The 16,957-nt window shown below is 57.4% G+C and carries 13 protein-coding genes and 2 pseudogenes; 5 read left to right on the top strand and 10 right to left on the bottom strand.

Annotation, left to right across the window (positions count from 1 at the left end):
- The first annotated feature begins 195 nt into the window (after positions 1–195).
- Positions 196–1,419, top strand: coding sequence for a sensor histidine kinase (locus tag FH08_RS0145410; protein WP_035568905.1), 1,224 nt, complete (start codon positions 196–198; stop codon positions 1,417–1,419).
- A gap of 300 nt (positions 1,420–1,719) precedes the next feature.
- Here FH08_RS0145410 and FH08_RS0145405 read toward each other — a convergent pair whose 3' ends face one another.
- From FH08_RS0145405 to FH08_RS0145395, 3 genes are all read right to left on the bottom strand, one after another.
- A complete protein-coding gene (locus tag FH08_RS0145405) occupies positions 1,720–2,097 on the bottom strand; it encodes a lysozyme inhibitor LprI family protein (protein WP_031364723.1) in 378 nt (125 codons plus the stop codon).
- A gap of 57 nt (positions 2,098–2,154) precedes the next feature.
- Positions 2,155–2,814 (bottom strand): N-acetylmuramoyl-L-alanine amidase family protein, encoded by a 660-nt coding sequence (locus FH08_RS0145400; RefSeq protein ID WP_235210731.1) that lies wholly within the window; start codon positions 2,812–2,814, stop codon positions 2,155–2,157.
- Between the two features lie 446 nt (positions 2,815–3,260).
- Entirely contained in the window at positions 3,261–4,880 is a 1,620-nt protein-coding gene (locus FH08_RS0145395; protein WP_051889018.1) for a methyl-accepting chemotaxis protein, read from the bottom strand.
- Between the two features lie 546 nt (positions 4,881–5,426).
- Here FH08_RS0145395 and FH08_RS0145385 point away from each other — a divergent pair.
- A complete protein-coding gene (locus tag FH08_RS0145385; protein ID WP_031364720.1) occupies positions 5,427–5,606 on the top strand; it encodes a hypothetical protein in 180 nt (59 codons plus the stop codon).
- 474 nt (positions 5,607–6,080) lie between these two features.
- Here FH08_RS0145385 and FH08_RS0145375 read toward each other — a convergent pair whose 3' ends face one another.
- Together FH08_RS0145375 and FH08_RS0145370 are read right to left on the bottom strand one after the other, a co-directional pair.
- Positions 6,081–6,401, bottom strand: coding sequence for a DUF1840 domain-containing protein (locus tag FH08_RS0145375; RefSeq protein WP_031364718.1), 321 nt, complete (start codon positions 6,399–6,401; stop codon positions 6,081–6,083).
- A gap of 713 nt (positions 6,402–7,114) precedes the next feature.
- Positions 7,115–7,357, bottom strand: coding sequence for a hypothetical protein (locus FH08_RS0145370; protein ID WP_031364717.1), 243 nt, complete (start codon positions 7,355–7,357; stop codon positions 7,115–7,117).
- 132 nt (positions 7,358–7,489) lie between these two features.
- Here FH08_RS0145370 and hmpA point away from each other — a divergent pair, with 132 nt between their 5' ends.
- Entirely contained in the window at positions 7,490–8,863 is a 1,374-nt protein-coding gene (gene hmpA, locus FH08_RS0145365; protein WP_326929017.1) for an NO-inducible flavohemoprotein, read from the top strand.
- Between the two features lie 792 nt (positions 8,864–9,655).
- On the opposite strand, the gene FH08_RS0145360 is transcribed toward hmpA, so the two are convergent.
- Positions 9,656–9,967: a high-potential iron-sulfur protein gene (locus FH08_RS0145360; RefSeq protein ID WP_031364715.1), complete on the bottom strand. Its 312-nt coding sequence runs from the start codon at positions 9,965–9,967 to the stop codon at positions 9,656–9,658.
- Positions 9,968–10,211: 244 nt separating this feature from the next.
- Positions 10,212–10,404, bottom strand: a pseudogene (locus FH08_RS53890) (nitronate monooxygenase); the annotation flags it as partial.
- A gap of 182 nt (positions 10,405–10,586) precedes the next feature.
- Between FH08_RS53890 and FH08_RS0145355 the strand changes: the two are divergent.
- A complete protein-coding gene (locus FH08_RS0145355; protein WP_031364714.1) occupies positions 10,587–10,772 on the top strand; it encodes a hypothetical protein in 186 nt (61 codons plus the stop codon).
- 1,475 nt (positions 10,773–12,247) lie between these two features.
- Here the strand turns inward: FH08_RS0145355 and FH08_RS49115 are convergent.
- Positions 12,248–12,739: pseudogene (locus FH08_RS49115) on the bottom strand (ABC transporter ATP-binding protein).
- A 1,224-nt stretch (positions 12,740–13,963) separates the two neighbouring features.
- Between FH08_RS49115 and FH08_RS0145330 the strand changes: the two are divergent.
- Entirely contained in the window at positions 13,964–15,169 is a 1,206-nt protein-coding gene (locus FH08_RS0145330) for an SAM-dependent methyltransferase (RefSeq protein ID WP_031364711.1), read from the top strand.
- Between the two features lie 327 nt (positions 15,170–15,496).
- On the opposite strand, the gene FH08_RS0145325 is transcribed toward FH08_RS0145330, so the two are convergent.
- Together FH08_RS0145325 and cysM are read right to left on the bottom strand one after the other, a co-directional pair.
- The gene (locus tag FH08_RS0145325; RefSeq protein ID WP_031364710.1) at positions 15,497–15,817 is read right to left on the bottom strand and encodes a DUF1840 domain-containing protein; all 321 of its coding nucleotides are present in this window, start codon (positions 15,815–15,817) and stop codon (positions 15,497–15,499) included.
- Positions 15,818–15,996: 179 nt separating this feature from the next.
- The gene (cysM, locus tag FH08_RS0145320) at positions 15,997–16,899 is read right to left on the bottom strand and encodes a cysteine synthase CysM (protein WP_031364709.1); all 903 of its coding nucleotides are present in this window, start codon (positions 16,897–16,899) and stop codon (positions 15,997–15,999) included.
- Positions 16,900–16,957 lie beyond the last annotated feature (58 nt).

The following is a 16,957-nucleotide window of genomic DNA, read 5'->3' as shown; positions in this document are numbered from 1 at the left end:
AGTTCATTTAAGGTCTTTTTGGTTGAGGCATCATTGGTTTTCCAACAGTTGGACCACCACCTCGCGCGCAACTGTGAAGAACGTTACGCAGATTGGCGCAGGCATTACTTCCTAATATGCGCGTCGTATTGGGATTTTTACTGGGCGAAGCGTGCGTCACCCCGCCGCGCAAACGCTACTTCATAGCGATATCTTGTGACTGACATCCGCCCGTTCCGACTGCTTGCCAATCATCTTCGTCGAGAGAAAGACAGTGTCGTCGCGCGCTGGATGAAAATCGTCAGCGGCGATGCCGACGTCGAGAAATCAGATGCACTCAGCCGTATGCAACTGGCTGACCATCTCCCCGCCATATTTGAAGAAATTTGCGCGGCGCTGGAGCACCAAGACTTGGACGTCGCACAAGTTGCCGTTGAAGGAGACGCCAGGGAACACGGGCAATGGCGCTGGCGCCAGGGTTATTGCTTGGACGAGCTCGTGCGCGAGCTCGATTTGTTTCGACAGGTGCTCACGGATGCCGTTGAGCCATACGCCGCGACTGACGACCAGTTTAAGGTTTCGGACCAACGAAGAGCCCGATATGTTGTCGATGAAGTCATTAGCTACGTTACGCTCGGTTCCATCCGCGAGGTGCTCCGCGAGCGCGACAACAAAATCGACGAGTACACGGGTCAGCTGGAGCGAGCGAACGACGAACTGGGTCGCAGCAAACGCCGCATAGATAAGCTTTATGAGATGCGTCTGCAAGTCACGCGGCGCGTGACGCACGACCTGCGAAATTTTCTTAACATCTTCTCGAACGCGCTTCAGCTCGCCGAGAAAGTCCCCTCGAAAATGGTGACGGCGCTTGCGCTTGCCAATCGACAGGTGTCGGACATGAAGTTGCTCACCGACGAGATGGTCGACTATGCAGGCGTACTAAGTAGCCGCGACCCCGGCACGCTCGAGACGTTCGAACTCCGGGAGCTATACGACGACCTCGTCGCGGCGATACAACCTGTGGTCGAAGATAAAGGCCTGAAGTTCAATACCACGTTCGACCCGCTCCTCGGCGCGACGACATCGAATCGCCTCAAAACCAAACAAATCTCTCTGAACCTGCTAGGCAACGCTGCCAAGTACACAGCGACCGGAGAGGTTGGACTTTTCATGACAATTGTAGGCAAGCACCATTTTCGGATTAGGGTGACTGATACGGGCATGGGAATCGCCGAAGAAGACAAGGAACGCGTGTTCGAGGAATTCGAACGGGCCGCCGGCGACGACTTTCCTGGAACGGGGCTGGGGTTGGCGATAGTCCGAGAATTGGTCGCATCGCTCGGGGGTGAAATAGACTTCCGTTCGCAAGAGAGCGCTGGATGCGTGTTCGAGGTAGTGTTGCCCAGCAGGCTCGGGCGATTCCGCCGTCAATCGCTATAGATGATTTCGCAGCAATGCTGTATGCGAACATGTCCGTCGATCGAGTGTTTTCATGGAAAGCGGGCGCGACACCATATCAAGTCGGTATCGACGACACTGCGGTATTCGAGACCGCGTTGGTCTCCGATCGGAACCTAACGCTGAAGCGCGCAAGGCACAGTCACTGTTCGACCAAAGGGACATCCGCAGCGACCTCCCGTCAACGGACGTTAGCGCGATTTCCGCGACGCTATGATAGAAACCTTGCGCCGCAACGGCGGGGAAACGACCCCCGTGCGTTGCGACATCCATCACGCAGTTTCACTCTCCGAGCTTCGACTCGACGCAGCCGGTGCTGGTGCACTCGCGTTCGCGTTCCTGCAGGAATGCCATGCGTTTCTGCGTCATGTCGACCGCGCAGTCAAGATTGACGAAGAAGCCGGTCGGCTTCTCTTCGCTGCATTGGTCATCGCGCTGCTTGATCCAGGTGAGCTGGCCATTCTTCAACGAGCTCTGTTGCGTTGGATTGAGATGCTTGCGCAGGCCCGTGTATTCCTGATTCAGATCGCGGTCCGCCTGCGAGAACAAGTTGCCCGCACAGTAGACCTGATCGAACGCGTTACGGGGCTTGGCACAGCCCGCGGCGTGTGCGCCGAGGGGGAAAACGACCGCCATCAGGACTATTGCAATTTTCTTCATCTTCGCGCTCACTTCTCTTGGTTGAAATTCTTGGCTGAGCAGAGATATTCCTGCGCGTCACGGCTGACAAGCCACGACCCCTTCCGAAATTGCATTTGCGATCTTCGCAATCGTTGCGGGGTTCTGCAGGCGTGGTTCCTCGTCGGGATTGGCGATGACACCCGCTTCAACGAGCACAGCCGGCATCGGAGCCGTCTTGAGCACGATCAGATCGTCGAAACGGTGAATACCGAGTCGCCGGTCAATGAGCGGCCGATTTTCGCCTTTGATCGGTGTGGCATGGTAAAGAGAGGGCGTTTCGCCAGCCGCGAGCAGCCTTTCGCCAATTGACTTCGCGCAGGCGAGGCTTTGTTGATAATGCGGGTTCAGCATGGACACAAAAATCGAATAGCCCTTGAACTCGCGACGTCGTCCCGCGTCGATCCACGCCTGCTGGAGCGAGTCATGATGAATCGAAACGAACAGGTTCGCGCCCGGTTCGGCATTAGGTCTGTCGGCTAGTGCGATTTCGCGATTGTCCGCACCCGTGCGTGTAACGCGATCACCGTCGGCCTGAAGCTCGCGCGCAACTGCCGCGCTCAGATCCAGGTTGTAAAGATGCTCGACCCTGCCGCTTGCCCCCGTTGCACCCGGATGAGCAGGTGTATGACCCGCATCGACGATGACCCAGTCTGCATAGCAAGTCGAGGCGCACAGCACGAAAGCAAACGGGATCATCCTCGAAGTGAGCACTCTGAGCATTGTATTTTGCCGGCGGCGTTGGTTGATAGAACGTCATCAAGCAGAGCGCAGATGCGAATCCAAAATGCATTGCGCCTGAATGTTGCTGACATTTTGGCATGCAGTGTAGCGAAATCCGGCCTTTGAGGCAAAATTAGGAAACCGCATAACAGTCCGCGGAAATCCCGCCTATACAGCCTCAGAGAAAGTCGCGTGCTTAATGGCACCACTGACGTTGCAGTCGGCCGATTCGATTGCTTAGCTCTGCAAGAGAGCCCAGAGCAACAGAATCGGCCGCACACCCGATACGGTGGAATGTGCAGTGGGAACGTCCGCTATCGGCACTGCTGATCGTCTCAGCTGGGTCGGACGGCGACCGTCCAAAGACGTGCGCGCGCGTGCCATGAAACACTCAGCTCGCTGCGATATCGCGGCGCTGGCTCTTAGGCGAACACGGCGCGGCGCGGCGCCGAAGCCGGCGCGAACGGTACGCCGCCGCTAAGGTCGGCGTCGTCCACCTGGAAGGCCGCGGCCGCGCGTTGCAGGCTCATCGCCTGCTCTTTCAGTGACTGCGCCGCGGCCGCGGCCTGTTCGACGAGTGCCGCGTTCTGCTGCGTCATGCTGTCCATCTGTGTGACCGCGAGATTCACCTGGTCAATTCCCGCACTCTGCTCTGCCGCCGCCGCGGCGATCTCCTGCACGACGCCAGTTACTCGCATGATCGCGTCGCGCGCTTCGTCGATCGTCGATCCGGTGTTCTCGACCAGCGTCGCGCCGCTGCCTACGCCGTTCACTGCATGACTAATCAGCTCGCGGATTTCTTTCGCCGCGGTCGCGCTACGCTGCGCGAGGCTGCGCACCTCGCTCGCGACGACCGCGAAGCCGCGACCCTGCTCGCCCGCGCGTGCCGCTTCGACAGCCGCATTGAGCGCGAGGATGTTGGTCTGGAACGCGATGCCCTCAATCGTCGCGATGATCTCGACCATGCGGCCCGATTCGCTCGAGATGCCCTTCATCGCTGCAACGGCCTGCGTGATCATGTCGCTGCCGCGGTTCGCGATATTCGCGGCGCCGGCCGCAAGCTCGCTCGCGGTGCGTGCGTTGTCCGCAGTCTGGCGGACCATCGCCGTCATCTGCTCCATGCTCGACGCCGTTTCCTGCAACGCCGCCGCCTGGCTCTCGGTGCGCGACGACAGGTCGGCATTGCCGTTCGCGATCTCGCTCGCGCCGCACGAGACGTTGTCGGACGCGTGCTTGATCTGGCAGATGGTGCCGGTCAGCGCATCGCGCATTCGCTGCATCACGTGCAGCAGGCTCGACATATCGCCGTCGCGCGTGTGGATCGCCACCGTCAGGTTGCCCGATGCGATTGCGTCCGCCACGCTGACCGCGTAGGCCGGATCGCCGCCGACCGTGCGCACGATGCTGCGGTTCGTCACCGTGACGAGTGCCACGAGTACCACCGACACCGCCACGAAGATCGCGCCGATCAGCCACAGCGACGCCATGAACGCAGCGTCGATGTCGTCGACGTAGGCGCCGGTCGCGATGATCCAGTCCCACGGCGCATAGCGAACCACGTAGCCGATCTTGCCGACCGCCTGAGCCGACGCCGCTCCCGGATGCGGGAACACGTAGTCGACGAAGCCACCGTCCGGCGCCTGTGCAACCGACGCGAACGTCACGTAGTGGTGACGGCCGTCGGCATCGACGCTGGCCGCGAGATCCTTACCCTCGAGTGCCGGCTTGATTGGATGCATTACCATCTGTGGCTTCGAGTTGATCACGAGAAAATAGCCGTCTTCCCCATAGCGGATGCCGCGCAGGCGTTCGAGCGCCTGCTTGCGGGCATCCGCCTCCGGCAGCGCGCCGCTCTGCGCCAGGGCCGCATACTCCGTCACGATGCTGAGCCCGACGTGCGCCACGTTCGTGAGGTCGTGCTTACGTTCCTCGATGCGCGTCTCGCGCGACTGCCACGCCGCCGACACCGAGACGATGAGCAACGCGGCGAGGCTGATGACTAGCGGTAGCCACAGCTTCTGCGTAAAACTGAGTTTGTGCATCCTGAGTCCTCTTGCAACCGAACGAAACTCGCGCGTGGATTCCGTGCGAAGCGGCACGTGAATGGATGCGCCGGATGGCGCCGGTCGACTGTTCGGCGTCCGGGCGGTTCCTGCTTGAGTTATCGGCAGATCCCAGCGAAAGTTTCATCCTGTGAAACCCTCGGTCATTCCCTTGCCGCTGCCGGCGAAAAATCGATGCCCGGCCAGCTTTCGTGTCTGCTGACTAAGACGAGCCTCCGATGCTTTCGGTTCCAATGCGTAACAAGAAAATTGAGGAATATACATCACTCTGTGACATATAGTTAAAATGAATCGATCGTCCATCAGTGGCAATGCTGGTGTCGATTCAGCCGTAGAGCAGGGATCCCTGACGGCGTTGTCGCCATGTTGGATGAGCTGTTGAAGATCTCCCGCCTCGCCGTTCGGTGAAGGTCGGCCTGGTCGTCATCGAGCATCACCGTATAGCCTGTTCGCGCGCTGGTGGACGATGGAAAAGTAGGGCAATTGTGGATGTCCCCATGGAGTCGGGGACGAAAGGAGATCACCGTGAATATCGACTTTTACTGGGTGCTGTTCTTGCTCTCATTGTTCGTCTTTGCCGCAATCGGTTTGGGCTGGCCGCGCTTTTTCCCGTGGAACGCACTATTGAACGGTCGCGTGTCGCGCACCGGGACAGACGTTATTGACGGAAACGGCAAAGCTAGTGGTTGTGCGTCAGTGGGCTAGGCCGTCCGGATCGAAAGGGCGACGAAGGCAGAGGTAACCAAGACGGAAACGGAGGCGGCAATGATGGATTTGCTAGTACAACTTGTTGTTGTGGCCGTAATACTTGCGATGCTGGTTCTTTTCATTTTGGCCCTGGATCGCAAGCCCCACCGACGGAATCAGGATTCCCAGACCGTACACCGCCGGCATCGGTGAGACCGGATGGAAAACGGACGTTGACGGATACGACGCCGGCTGCGTCGTTGTCGCTCCTTTCAGACACAGGGTAACGGCAGTTCGGCTATCACGCTGCGCAACTCGAGCTGCAGCTCTCCCGAGAGCCGCTCGCACCGCGGCGCATAGCCGGCTAAATCCGCGTTCGATCTTGAGATGTGCTTCATGTCGACGAATCCAGCAGATTGAGGCGATGAACATTAGCGCCAAGTGATAGCGTGGTCCCCTGTGATCGAGGCGTGCTGCAAATTAAAGTTCTCGTCAGAGGCCCCAAATGATGTCGGCATTTTGCTTATGTGCTTCACGCAGCATGTCGAGAAAAGGATAGGCCCGTTGAGATAGTCCTGCAGGATGTTCGTGATGACCGCCGTGCACCGAACGGTGGAGCTCATCGTGTTCAACCGCCGCCTTTTCGTCCTCCGAGATCGCGGTCTCAAGGCGCTCGATGACGTGCGGTAATTCGCCATGGGTGATGACGCCACGGGTGTTTAGCCGTTTGCCGACAATTCCCAGCAGATAGCTTGCGAGATCCTTGAGCATCAGGACATTGGGCGTGGCATTTGATTGAAATGTGATTAGCATGATCTTTATCCTCCTGTTTCCCATACCGCCTCGTGCCACGAGCCGTCGGAAGCTCTTGCGCAGGCACGTCAAGACAACGAACCGAGCAGCCGGGAACCGAAACCGTCTGTCCAGAATCCGCGGTGCGATCATCGGTCGTATGCGGAGTGAAAAGTCACTCCATGGTTCCGGACAGACACCATTTTATTTATATCATAACATGATGTAAATAGCAAAAATGCCGCTGTTTCGGTCGTTCGATTTCGTTAAACCGTATGCATCGAGGATCCTGGGATGGCTATGCAGCCAAGCGGCGCGGGACTCAGAGGCAGGGGCTGATTTAGAACGCCCGTTTAGATGTGCGCAACAGAACGATCGACCAACCAAAGTGTTGGATTCGACCTAGAGGAAAGCGGAACGGGGAACGCGGCGGCTCAGCTTTGTGCGAGCACGACATTGTAAAAGGGGCCCGGCGTTTCTGTCGGGCCCAAAGCGGATGGTCTGCATAGTCAAGTGGTGGAGGTTCCGCTGGCCACTTTCCTATCTGAGGCTGGGCCATCCGCGGGCCGCCACCGAGAGATGCCGGCCCAAGAGCGGCTCGCGACGCGAAGCGTGTGTACCCCTCACGTTCAGAATAGATTCGGTTACTTAAACCAGACTTAGTTCACAGGACCGCCGTGAAGCTCATCAAGACCGAGCGCGGCCTTGGTTATGTGCAATGCCAATGCCAACACCTATTCCGACTTTCCGAACGCGAGCAACGCATCGATTGCGTGGCGGACCTGGGATGTCGCATCAAGTGCCTCTTCCAGCGACTCATAGCGCAAACTGATGCTCGAGTCGACCTGGCCTTGCAGCTCGTCGATAGCCAACTTGTCGCCGCTCAGGTTTCGAATCGTGATCTCGAACGTTTGAGGAGCCAGCTCGCCGACGAAGATAGCGTAATCACGATATGTCTCACTGTGATGAATCGTCACGAGGTCCTCCGTTGCGACGGCGGTAGAAATCGTCCCAGAATTTGGTCCAACCTACGTCGACTGTTTTCTCGAATGCGAACGCGTTCGGCGTTACTTCGGCTCTGTCAATTAAGCGGCCTACGGTCTCGCTAAATGTATCACAATGTGAAACATAATTCAGATGGACGTCCGATTTCTTCAATCCGTACGAGACGTGTTATGCGTCGTGATCCAGCTGCAATTGAGGCACGGCGAAACCGCAATGTCGGTCGTGCGCGATGTATTCAAAGGAGATCCAAAATGGCCATGACCCCACGGCAGATCGAGATCATCAAGTCGAGCGCCGGCGTTCTCAGCGAGCACGGAATGACCGTAGTGACTCGGTTCTACTGCCGGCTCTTCGAACATCATCCCGAGTTGAGGAATCTCTTCAACCACGCCAACCAGAGATCAGGCGGACAGTCGGAAGCCCTTGCGCATGCGGTTTGGGCTTACGCCTCCAACATCGATAATCTCGCCGTGCTCGCGCCCACCGTCAGGCGCATCTCCCAGAAGCACGCAAGTCTGGGCGTTCAGCCCGAGCACTATCCCATCGTGGGCAAGCACTTGCTCGCAGCGATGAGCGAAACCCTGGGCGATGCCTTCGACGAGGAAACGCGCGACGCCTGGGCTGCCGCCTACCAGGAACTCGCTGACGTCATGATTGGCGCCGAAAGGGAGCTGTACGATCAGCGTGCGACGCAATCCGGTGGCTGGATCGGTTGGCGCCGCTTCGAGGTCATGCGCAAGGTTGACGAAAGCGAGGAGATTTCATCGTTCTATCTCGTGCCAACGGACGGCAAGGAACTTCCTCCCTTCGATCCGGGCCAGTTCGTTAGCATTAAGCGCTATGTCGGCGACCTCAGTCTCGAACAGCCGCGCCAATACAGCCTGTCGGATGCACCGCACGGAAAATGGCTGCGCATTTCCGTGAAGCGCGAGGCAGCCGACAACGGAGACATCACAAAACCGGCCGGTCAAATCTCCAACCTGTTGCATGACGAACTGCATGTTGGAGGACATGTCGAGGTCAGTGCGCCGTATGGCGATTTTGTCCTGGATCGCACGAAGCGAACACCGGTCGTGCTCGTGAGCGGCGGTGTCGGCATTACTCCGATGATCTCCATGCTTGCGACAATCGTCACGGATTCCGCCACGCGCCGCGTCAGTTTCCTCCACGCTTGTCGCAACCGTCGTGTGCACGCGTTTTGCGAATGGCTCGACGACGTTGTTGCGGATCATCCGAATGCGACGAAGGTCACCTTCTACGAAGAAGTCGACCCGAACGACGTGCCGGACAGAGACTTCGATTTCACCGGCCGCCTCGACTTTGCGAAGATTCGCGAAGCCGTTCTGCTTCGCGACGCGGACTACTATGTGTGCGGGCCGATGCCGTTCATGCGTGCGCAGGTCGACGCATTGAAGGCACTGCACATCGACATTTCGCGAATTCACACGGAGATTTTTGGAGTCGGCGACCTACGCTAGGCGTCGGACGACACGCGGAGTGAATGAGGTGGACTCGATCGGTCGACGCGACACCTCTGATGATTGCGGCGACCCCAGCCGCTGAAGGTCGCTATCGCTGCTAGCGATGTTAGTTAGTTATGTTGGCGCCCCGAGTCAATCGATTGATTCAGTGCTAATCTGAAGATCGGGATTTTCCCCAGTCTTGGGAGAACGTGATGCCATCAGACCCTACCGCAAATCCTACCGTGCCACCGGCGACGCGAGATAAGCCGGTCCCTGCGTCCACGCCGCAGACCGAACCGCCACGTCCAGACGCAGATAAAGCCGAACCGGCACCGCATGAGCGCCCGCCGGTCCGGTCAGACGACAACTGACTTTCCCTACGTGCGCCGCGCTAGCCAGTTCCTGCACGTGCGGCCGACCTAAACGGAGCGCTGGTACACGGTTTATCGCCCGTGCTCTGCAAATACGCGTCGCGGGGTTTAACTACGAACGATCCCTGCCCCCGGGGTGGAAATCCCTGCAGCCAGGATCGATCTGGATTCAAGCTCGGCATTCGTTGCTCCATGACGCGCCTACCCGTGCCTCGTCTCTTCGCTGATCTTCAATATGGACCGGGGCCGAGTTGACTCCAGGCCAAACAGGAGGAAAAACATCCAGACATTGAGCGGTCTGCTGCGATGCCTGATGGATATCGACAGGACGTCGACAGGACATCGACACGCACTGCCGAGCGTATCGTTTCGTTCGACACGGGTTACTCATGCAGCAACATGTGACTCGATGTGACTGAGCACCGGTGCGCCAGATTCAGGCCTTTTTCACGTAAGCGCTACACCATCCCTTTGCATAAACCAGCTTGCCGCCGTAGGTTGGACAGGGGCCCGTTGCGGAGCCGGCCTTGCCCTGATACAACTGACAATTGGCGCAAGTCTGCCCAGCTTGGTACCGGGCGAACTTTGGTTTGTCCACTTTGGTCGCGTCCATCTTGTAGCCAAGTGCCTGTGCGGTCGGATCGTTCTCGGCAAGCAACGGGGCGTCGGCACGCGACTCAGTGGAAAGAACCGCTGTCGATGCGACGGAGGCGGCAAGTATCATGAAATGCCGGCGGGAGAGTGACATGGCAGGAACTCCTATAGAAAATGGAGCAGACGGATGCGAGGCGTGCCGCCCTTTGTCCGGTCACGTTGACTGGATCCTGTCGGTCCATGAAAGACTGGTCAGCATATGCGATACCCACCGACTAGATAACCGGATGCCTGGCACTTCGCCTGCCTCGAAATCAGCATTTTGCGATTTCGTCGACAGCCCATCGATGATATTGATGGGCAGACGATTATATCATAACGCGATACATATGTTTGCGCGTGCTGAACAGATAGATTTGGGCGGCCTTCCTCGTCGCAGATTATGGTCCCGATCCGAACGGATCGCTTCTTTCGCCGTGCGTGACGCCGTTATGAAGCACGCGAACCCGCGCACCTCTCGACCAGTTGATATGAAAAAATGTCCGTCAGAACAGTGTGAACTTCGACCGGATCGACGATGCGCTGCTTGTACTACCCATGGACACAGGATCGGTGCGTAGGTCTTGCTTTGTTATATCATGTAGTGATATAAAATTAACGTGACAATAGCAAGGCCAATCTGCAACTGCCAATGGTGTGACAGCTGGAACGAGACAACTGATGGACCTTCGCACAGTGAACGTTCAGATCGGGGCCATAGTGGAGGGGGCGACGTGATGATCATCAATGATTTCGAAATCGGGTATATGGTGATCGTGTTTGCATTGCTCGGAGCTATTTTGCTTGGCGGCCTGCTCAGTGCATTGCATCTCGACCGATGGCATCCGCAAATGCTTGGTGCAGCGATGGGCGCGCTCTTGGGCGTCGCGTTGATCGAAGCTGTTGCGCTGATCACATAGAGACCTGTCGAGAGGCACACGGATCGCACTTGGACGGATGGCGGGCTGCCGCCGGTGCTCTCGCGACGGAGACGACGATTCCACCGTCTATGCGGGTTCCGCTGCATTACGGCGCAACGCCGGAAGGCAGGACTGCGCTACGCTGCGGCCCGTTACTCGCGAAGCGACTGGACGCTGAGAGCCACCTGGTTCCAGCTTTCGACTGCTTGTATTGGGCACGCGGGTACAACGTCATGTCCGCGATTAGCTTTGGTCTCGACGAATAAACTGCCCGATAAATCCTCCAAAATGGAGGCGCATATGGTCGATTTACTGGTGCCAATCGTTGTCGCGACGATGGCGTTCGCGTTGGTGGTTCTCCTGGTCATCGACCAATGGCGTCGACAATCTCTTCGTGAACGAATTGTCGCGCGAGCACGCAGTAGAGACGGCCGTGGTCGACCGCATGTACAATGCTGACGCTGAATGAGCAGAGCGGGGCGGTCCTCACACCGCGGGCCAAATGAAAATCACATGTTGGCCTGAATTTGAGGACGCCTTTGCTGCATTGCCGAGACAACGACCATGCGATACGGTGCTACCGCGAATCGGCCATCCGGTGCACACGATCGGACCGCTGGATGGCAAGTCTGGCAGGAGGCTGCCGTATGGTCCGGTAAGCGTTATTGAAGCCCCAGCCGCGAAGTGCGCAGCCTGCCTGACTGCGTGAGGTACGTGCCTGCTCGTCATCGGACGGTTGGAACCGGCGCAGCAGTCTGCACAGGAACTTGCCGTGCAGTCACGGATCGACATCACCTCATTCGCTGCACCCAGTCCCGGTCCGCTTAGCCCAAGGATGGTCAATGTGGTTGCGAAGAAACGCAATGGCGCCGAACGGTTCATCTCAAGCCTCTTTGAAAGTGTCAGCAACGCGAAAGCCGCTGAGGAGCCTTCATCACCGGTGCAAAGTCACGACGCGGTTCGCATCGTTTTCGCTCCCTTCCGATGCAAGATCACGTCAATCAGCGTCAATGGAGCGCAGCCCGAGCATCAGAACAGTCCGTAGGCTGCCCGGGACCCAAGGCGCGTCGGCGGTTAGATCCGTGCTCCTTCTCGAGACGTCCTTCACGTCGACGGATTGAGCAGATTGAGACGATGATCCATAGCGCGAAGCGATAACCTGATTTTCTATGATAATCCTGTCTGCCGTCGTGCCGTCGTGCCGTCTCAGTCTGGGCAGGTTGGCAAAGCCCCTTTGCCCGGTGGCCGATTCAGATAGCAAGGATGCTCATCGCCTGACGCTTCAGATCAAGGAAGGTAGCTTGCAGCGTCATTTCCCAGTCGCGCGGACGCGCTGGCGGGACACTGCTTGTCAAGGTCACTCGTCTAGGCCGATCGCTCACCACCAATTGTTCCCCAAGTAGAATCGCCTCGTCAATGTCGTGGGTGATGAACCCAACGGTTGCGTGGATGGGCTCCCACAGTTCGAGCGGGAATTACTCCATTGTCCGGCGCGTTTGCGCGTCCAGTGCGCCAAACGGTTCATCCATCAACAGAACACGTGCTCGCATGACCAATGCCCGGGCAATAGCCACGCGTTGCTGCATGCCGCCAGACAATTCGTAGGGGCGGTGTTTCTCGAACCCTTTGAGTCCGATGACGTCGATGACCTGGTCGACGCGCTTACAGTCGATGTGTCGCGCTTCGCGCATCTTCAGGCCGAATGCAATGTTGTCGCGCAGGGAGAACCATGAATACAGACCCCTTTGAAACACCAGCACCTGATCCGGTCCGGGCTTGACGATGCGTATGCCGTCCAGCATGAGTCGAGCAGAGCTCGGCGCGGTAAGACTTCACAGCATATTCAGCAGAGTCGATTTTCCGCACCCCGACGCACCGAGGATGGTCACGAACGTACCGTCCTCGACGGTAAAGGAAATGTCTTCGAGGGCATGAGTCGCTCCAAAATTCTTGCAGATACGTCCCATGCCTGAGCAGATAAAGGAGGGACGTTATACCCGTCACCGCTCCTTCGATCCTATTCGATTTGGCGAGACATCGGCTACGGGCCGTGACCCTTTCCCATGTTCCTGAATATCTGCTGCCGACGGTGTTCGCGACGATAGTGGCAAGCTACAAAAATCGCTGCGAACACGATCACGAATGAGCCCATCAAGACGGCTGCCGTAAATTCGGTCATCGCATTACCTTCACCTTAATGGCTTGCGCTTAGAGGTTAAGTGTGGCGAGCTAGCGAGGATCGTCCGCGGATTTCCGGTTGCACCGATCAGAGCTTTGCCATCCAGACATCGATCTATCTCGGTCTCCCATACTCAACCGCGTAGCGACAGGCCTCGTCTGGATTTGAGAAGCGCTTAGGTACTCCGGGCGCTCTTTGTGAGTGGTCAGGCTGCTCAACGATGACCATTGCGGTGTAGGCCCCTTCGCCGAACGCCGCCAGCGAGATGAGCACATATCCTTTATAGGTAACTGTCATATTTGACATATGTGTCCTCGACTTGATGAGTCCCTGTCGGATCTGGTCTGTGCCCGCGTGGATTGCATTCTGACCCGAAAGGCATGCCGACGCACCAACTTTATGCATCGATCCACCGCAGTTCGTCCTTTTGTTCGCCGTTACAATATTCCGGCATCCCCGCCTCAGTGCAACGATCAACAAACAATCGTTTCGACTCGCAGCGCCGGGCGTCCGAGAAAAGAGCTGACTCTTTTTCCTCACGAATTACTTCGAAAATGACCGCACTTTCGGAGACTTTATGAAACAGCGATTGATAAAGCCCCTAGAGTTGACCAGCCTGTTCTGCTTAGCTTTCACGGTGAGCGCAAGGTGCAAGCGAAGTTGAGAGCGATCGGCTCATTTGAAAGGTCCTTGGTGTTTGCGGGAGTCCAGGGATAGCGAAGACGCCGGCCAACGCGAAAGGAGCGACGCCCCGTCGCTTCGCTACGTCAGCAGCAGCAAACCCACCAGGCTCGAAGCTGTATTCATTATAGATCACGCTGTGATATATAATGAATACTGTTGAGACGTTGCAGTTTTCGATCCATCCTACAACGGAATGCAGGACTTACCAATTGGCGGCATTGGCCGGTAGTCGTTGGCACAAACGTGGGTCTTTCACGACACATTTTGGTATTGGTCGACACCAACGCTCTTGTCCACGCGGTTCATGCGGGTAACATAGGAGTCGCTCATGTTCTGGCAAGATAAACTTGAGTCGTGGCTTGCTGACGTAAGCAAACTCGTTCCGGTTCCAGCGCGACTTGTTTTGTGGAATGGGCGAGCATTCAATGTAGGTCATTCCGGCGAGCCCCAGGTCACCCTGAACATCAGGCAAGCGTCCGCACTGCGGCGCTTGCGCCGCCCGACGCTAGACGGGCTTGCGCAAGCCTACGTGAACAACGAGATAGACATCGATGGACGTTTGCCGGATGTCATTGCAGTTGCCTATGCCTTGGCACGAAAGCAAGCCGCGCCTGCGAGTCGCCTCGCGAACTTCAAGCAGTTCAACCGTACGAGGAAATCCGATAAGCAGGCGATTCAGTTTCACTATGACGTGTCGGATGCCTTCTATCGCCTGTGGCTTGGTCGCACGATGGTGTATTCATGCGCGTATTTCGAAAACGGCGCCGAAGATCTCGACACGGCTCAAGAGAAGAAGATAGATCACATTCTCAGAAAGATCGCATTGCAACCCGGACAAACGCTGCTCGATATCGGATGCGGTTGGGGGACACTAGTAATACGTGCTGCGGAAAAGTTTGGCGCGCGATGCGTCGGCATTACGCTGTCCGAGAAGCAGTACGCTTTCGCCACTGAGCAGGTAAAACAAGCAGGCCTTGCCACTCAGGTGGAAATTCGACTCCAGGATTATCGCGATATTGACGGCCAGTTTGATCGCGTCACGAGCGTAGGAATGTTCGAACACGTGGGCCGTGCCAATCTTCCCGTGTACTTTGCACGAATCGCCGCGTTGCTGACAGTAGAGGGAATCGCCATGAATCACGGCATTACGTCGACCGACCCTGATATCGCCTGGTCACCGGCCGTCGATGGCAGTGGGTTTATGGACAAGTACGTCTTTCCAAACGGAGAACTATCGCATATCGGCCAAGTACTCGAAGCAATGCAGCGAGGCGGCCTGGAAACGCTCGACGTGGAAAACCTGCGACGACACTATGCACGCACTTTAGGCGCATGGACGGATGCGTTTGAACGAAGCACGCCATCGATTAAGGATCTCGCAGGAGAAGCAACGTTCCGAGTCTGGCGCATCTACCTCGCCGGATGCGCACACGCTTTTCAGCAGGATCGACTCTCGATCTATCAGGTCGTATGTCAGAAAGCCGGACGGCGGGACGATTCGCTCGCATGGTCGCGAAGGTACATGTATCGCTAGGCACAAAGATCGCCGACGACATCCCGGTTCTGGCTCGTTGGCCAAGTGAGATAGAGGCAGGTACCGGCAATTCCTGTTCGGCTTTGCCGATGGCTGGGGCACCTATGTCCAGACGGCACACCTTGATGCGTCCTGTTGCACGTCGCGACCAGTGCAGAGATATTTGTACGGCATGGCGTCGAGGCGCTTGGGCGAATCCTTAGTACACGCGGCCGCATCGCACTGCTGCCCAGCTCGGTGCGTAAATCCCGCACGTCGCGGTCGACAACAACCCATTGAACGGCCAGCGTGTTAGTGAACGTTGCATACGGCTCAGCAGGGACGTTTCTACAGACCCCAGATAATGTCTGCGTCCTGCTTTTGAGCTTCACGAAGCATGTCCAAAAAAGGATAAGCGCGTTGTGCCAGTCCTGCGCTGCGCTCGTGTACACCCGCTTGTGTTCCATAGTGCATCTCATCGTGTGCATCAGAAGTTCTCTGGTCTTCCGCGATGGCATCTTCCATCCGGCCAATGACATCTGGTAGCTCATCGCGCGCGATAACCCCACGCGGACCAAGTCGTTTCCCAACGATACCAAGAAGGTAATTTGCAAGATCGGCAAGCATCAAAACATCGGGTGATGCGCGCGATTTGAATGTGATCAACATGGCAGGCCACCTCCTGAAGTGAAGTCATTCGTGTGAAATAACGCGATGCGGATATTATATCACTATGTGATATAGAATGAACCAAGCCAGGAGATAGTGGTGAGGCATTGGTCAAGCATTCAGCAGCCGGGAAATCGGCAACGCACACAGCATGGCGTCGTCCACGAACGGCCGAGTTCCTACGCGGGAAATAATCCCGTCGACAAATAGCGGTCACCGCGATCGCACACGACGAAAACGATCGTCGCATCGTCAACCTGACGGGCGATCCGCAAAGCAACTTCGCATGCACCCGCTGCCGAGACGCCGCAAAAGATGCCTTCTTCGGCAGCCAGGCGTTGCACCATCGCTTCTGAGGCCGCCTGGCTCACGGTCTCGATCCGATCTAGGCGGCTTCGCTCGAAAATCCTTGGCGTATGCGATTCCGGCCACCTACGGATGCCGGGAATGCGGGAACCATCCTCCGGCTGCACGCCGACAATTTCCACGCTCCTGCTCTGTTCCTTCAGAAATCGCGATACACCCATGATCGTGCCGGTGGTCCCCATCGCGGAGACGAAATGGGTGATGCGTCCCGCCGTGTCCCGCCAGATCTCGGGTCCGGTGGTCTCGTAGTGAGCCAACGGATTGTCGGGATTGGCGAACTGGTCGAGGATCACGCCCTGGCCCTCCCGTTGCTTTTTTTCGGCCAGATCGCGAGCGTATTCCATTCCGCCGGTTGCCGGCGTCAGGATTATTTGCGCGCCGAAGGCCGCCATGCTTTGGCGGCGTTCCACCGAGATATCTTCCGGCGTGATCAGGACCATCTTGTAGCCGCGGATTGCCGCCACCATGGCGAGCGCGATACCCGTATTGCCGCTCGTGGATTCGATCAATGTGTCGCCCGGCTTGATGTGCCCACGGGCTTCCGCGTGCTTGATCATCGACAGTGCGGGTCGGTCCTTCACCGAGCCGGCGGGGTTGTGTCCCTCGAGCTTGCCGAGGATCACGGTGCCCCGCCTGGCTATGTCGTCATCAGGGATGCGCTGGAGTTGGACCAGCGGCGTGTTGCCGATGGTGTCTTCGATGGTTTTGTAAGACATGACGTTTTCCAATCGGTCGACGCGATGAGCCGCCAGGCGTCGGATGGTACAGCCTTGG

This window comes from Caballeronia sordidicola, assembly GCF_000729995.1.
In the GTDB taxonomy this organism is placed as follows: Bacteria; Pseudomonadota; Gammaproteobacteria; order Burkholderiales; family Burkholderiaceae; genus Caballeronia; species Caballeronia sordidicola_A.
The sequence above is the reverse complement of the archived record's forward strand: the minus strand, read 5'-3'. Positions and strand labels throughout refer to the sequence as shown.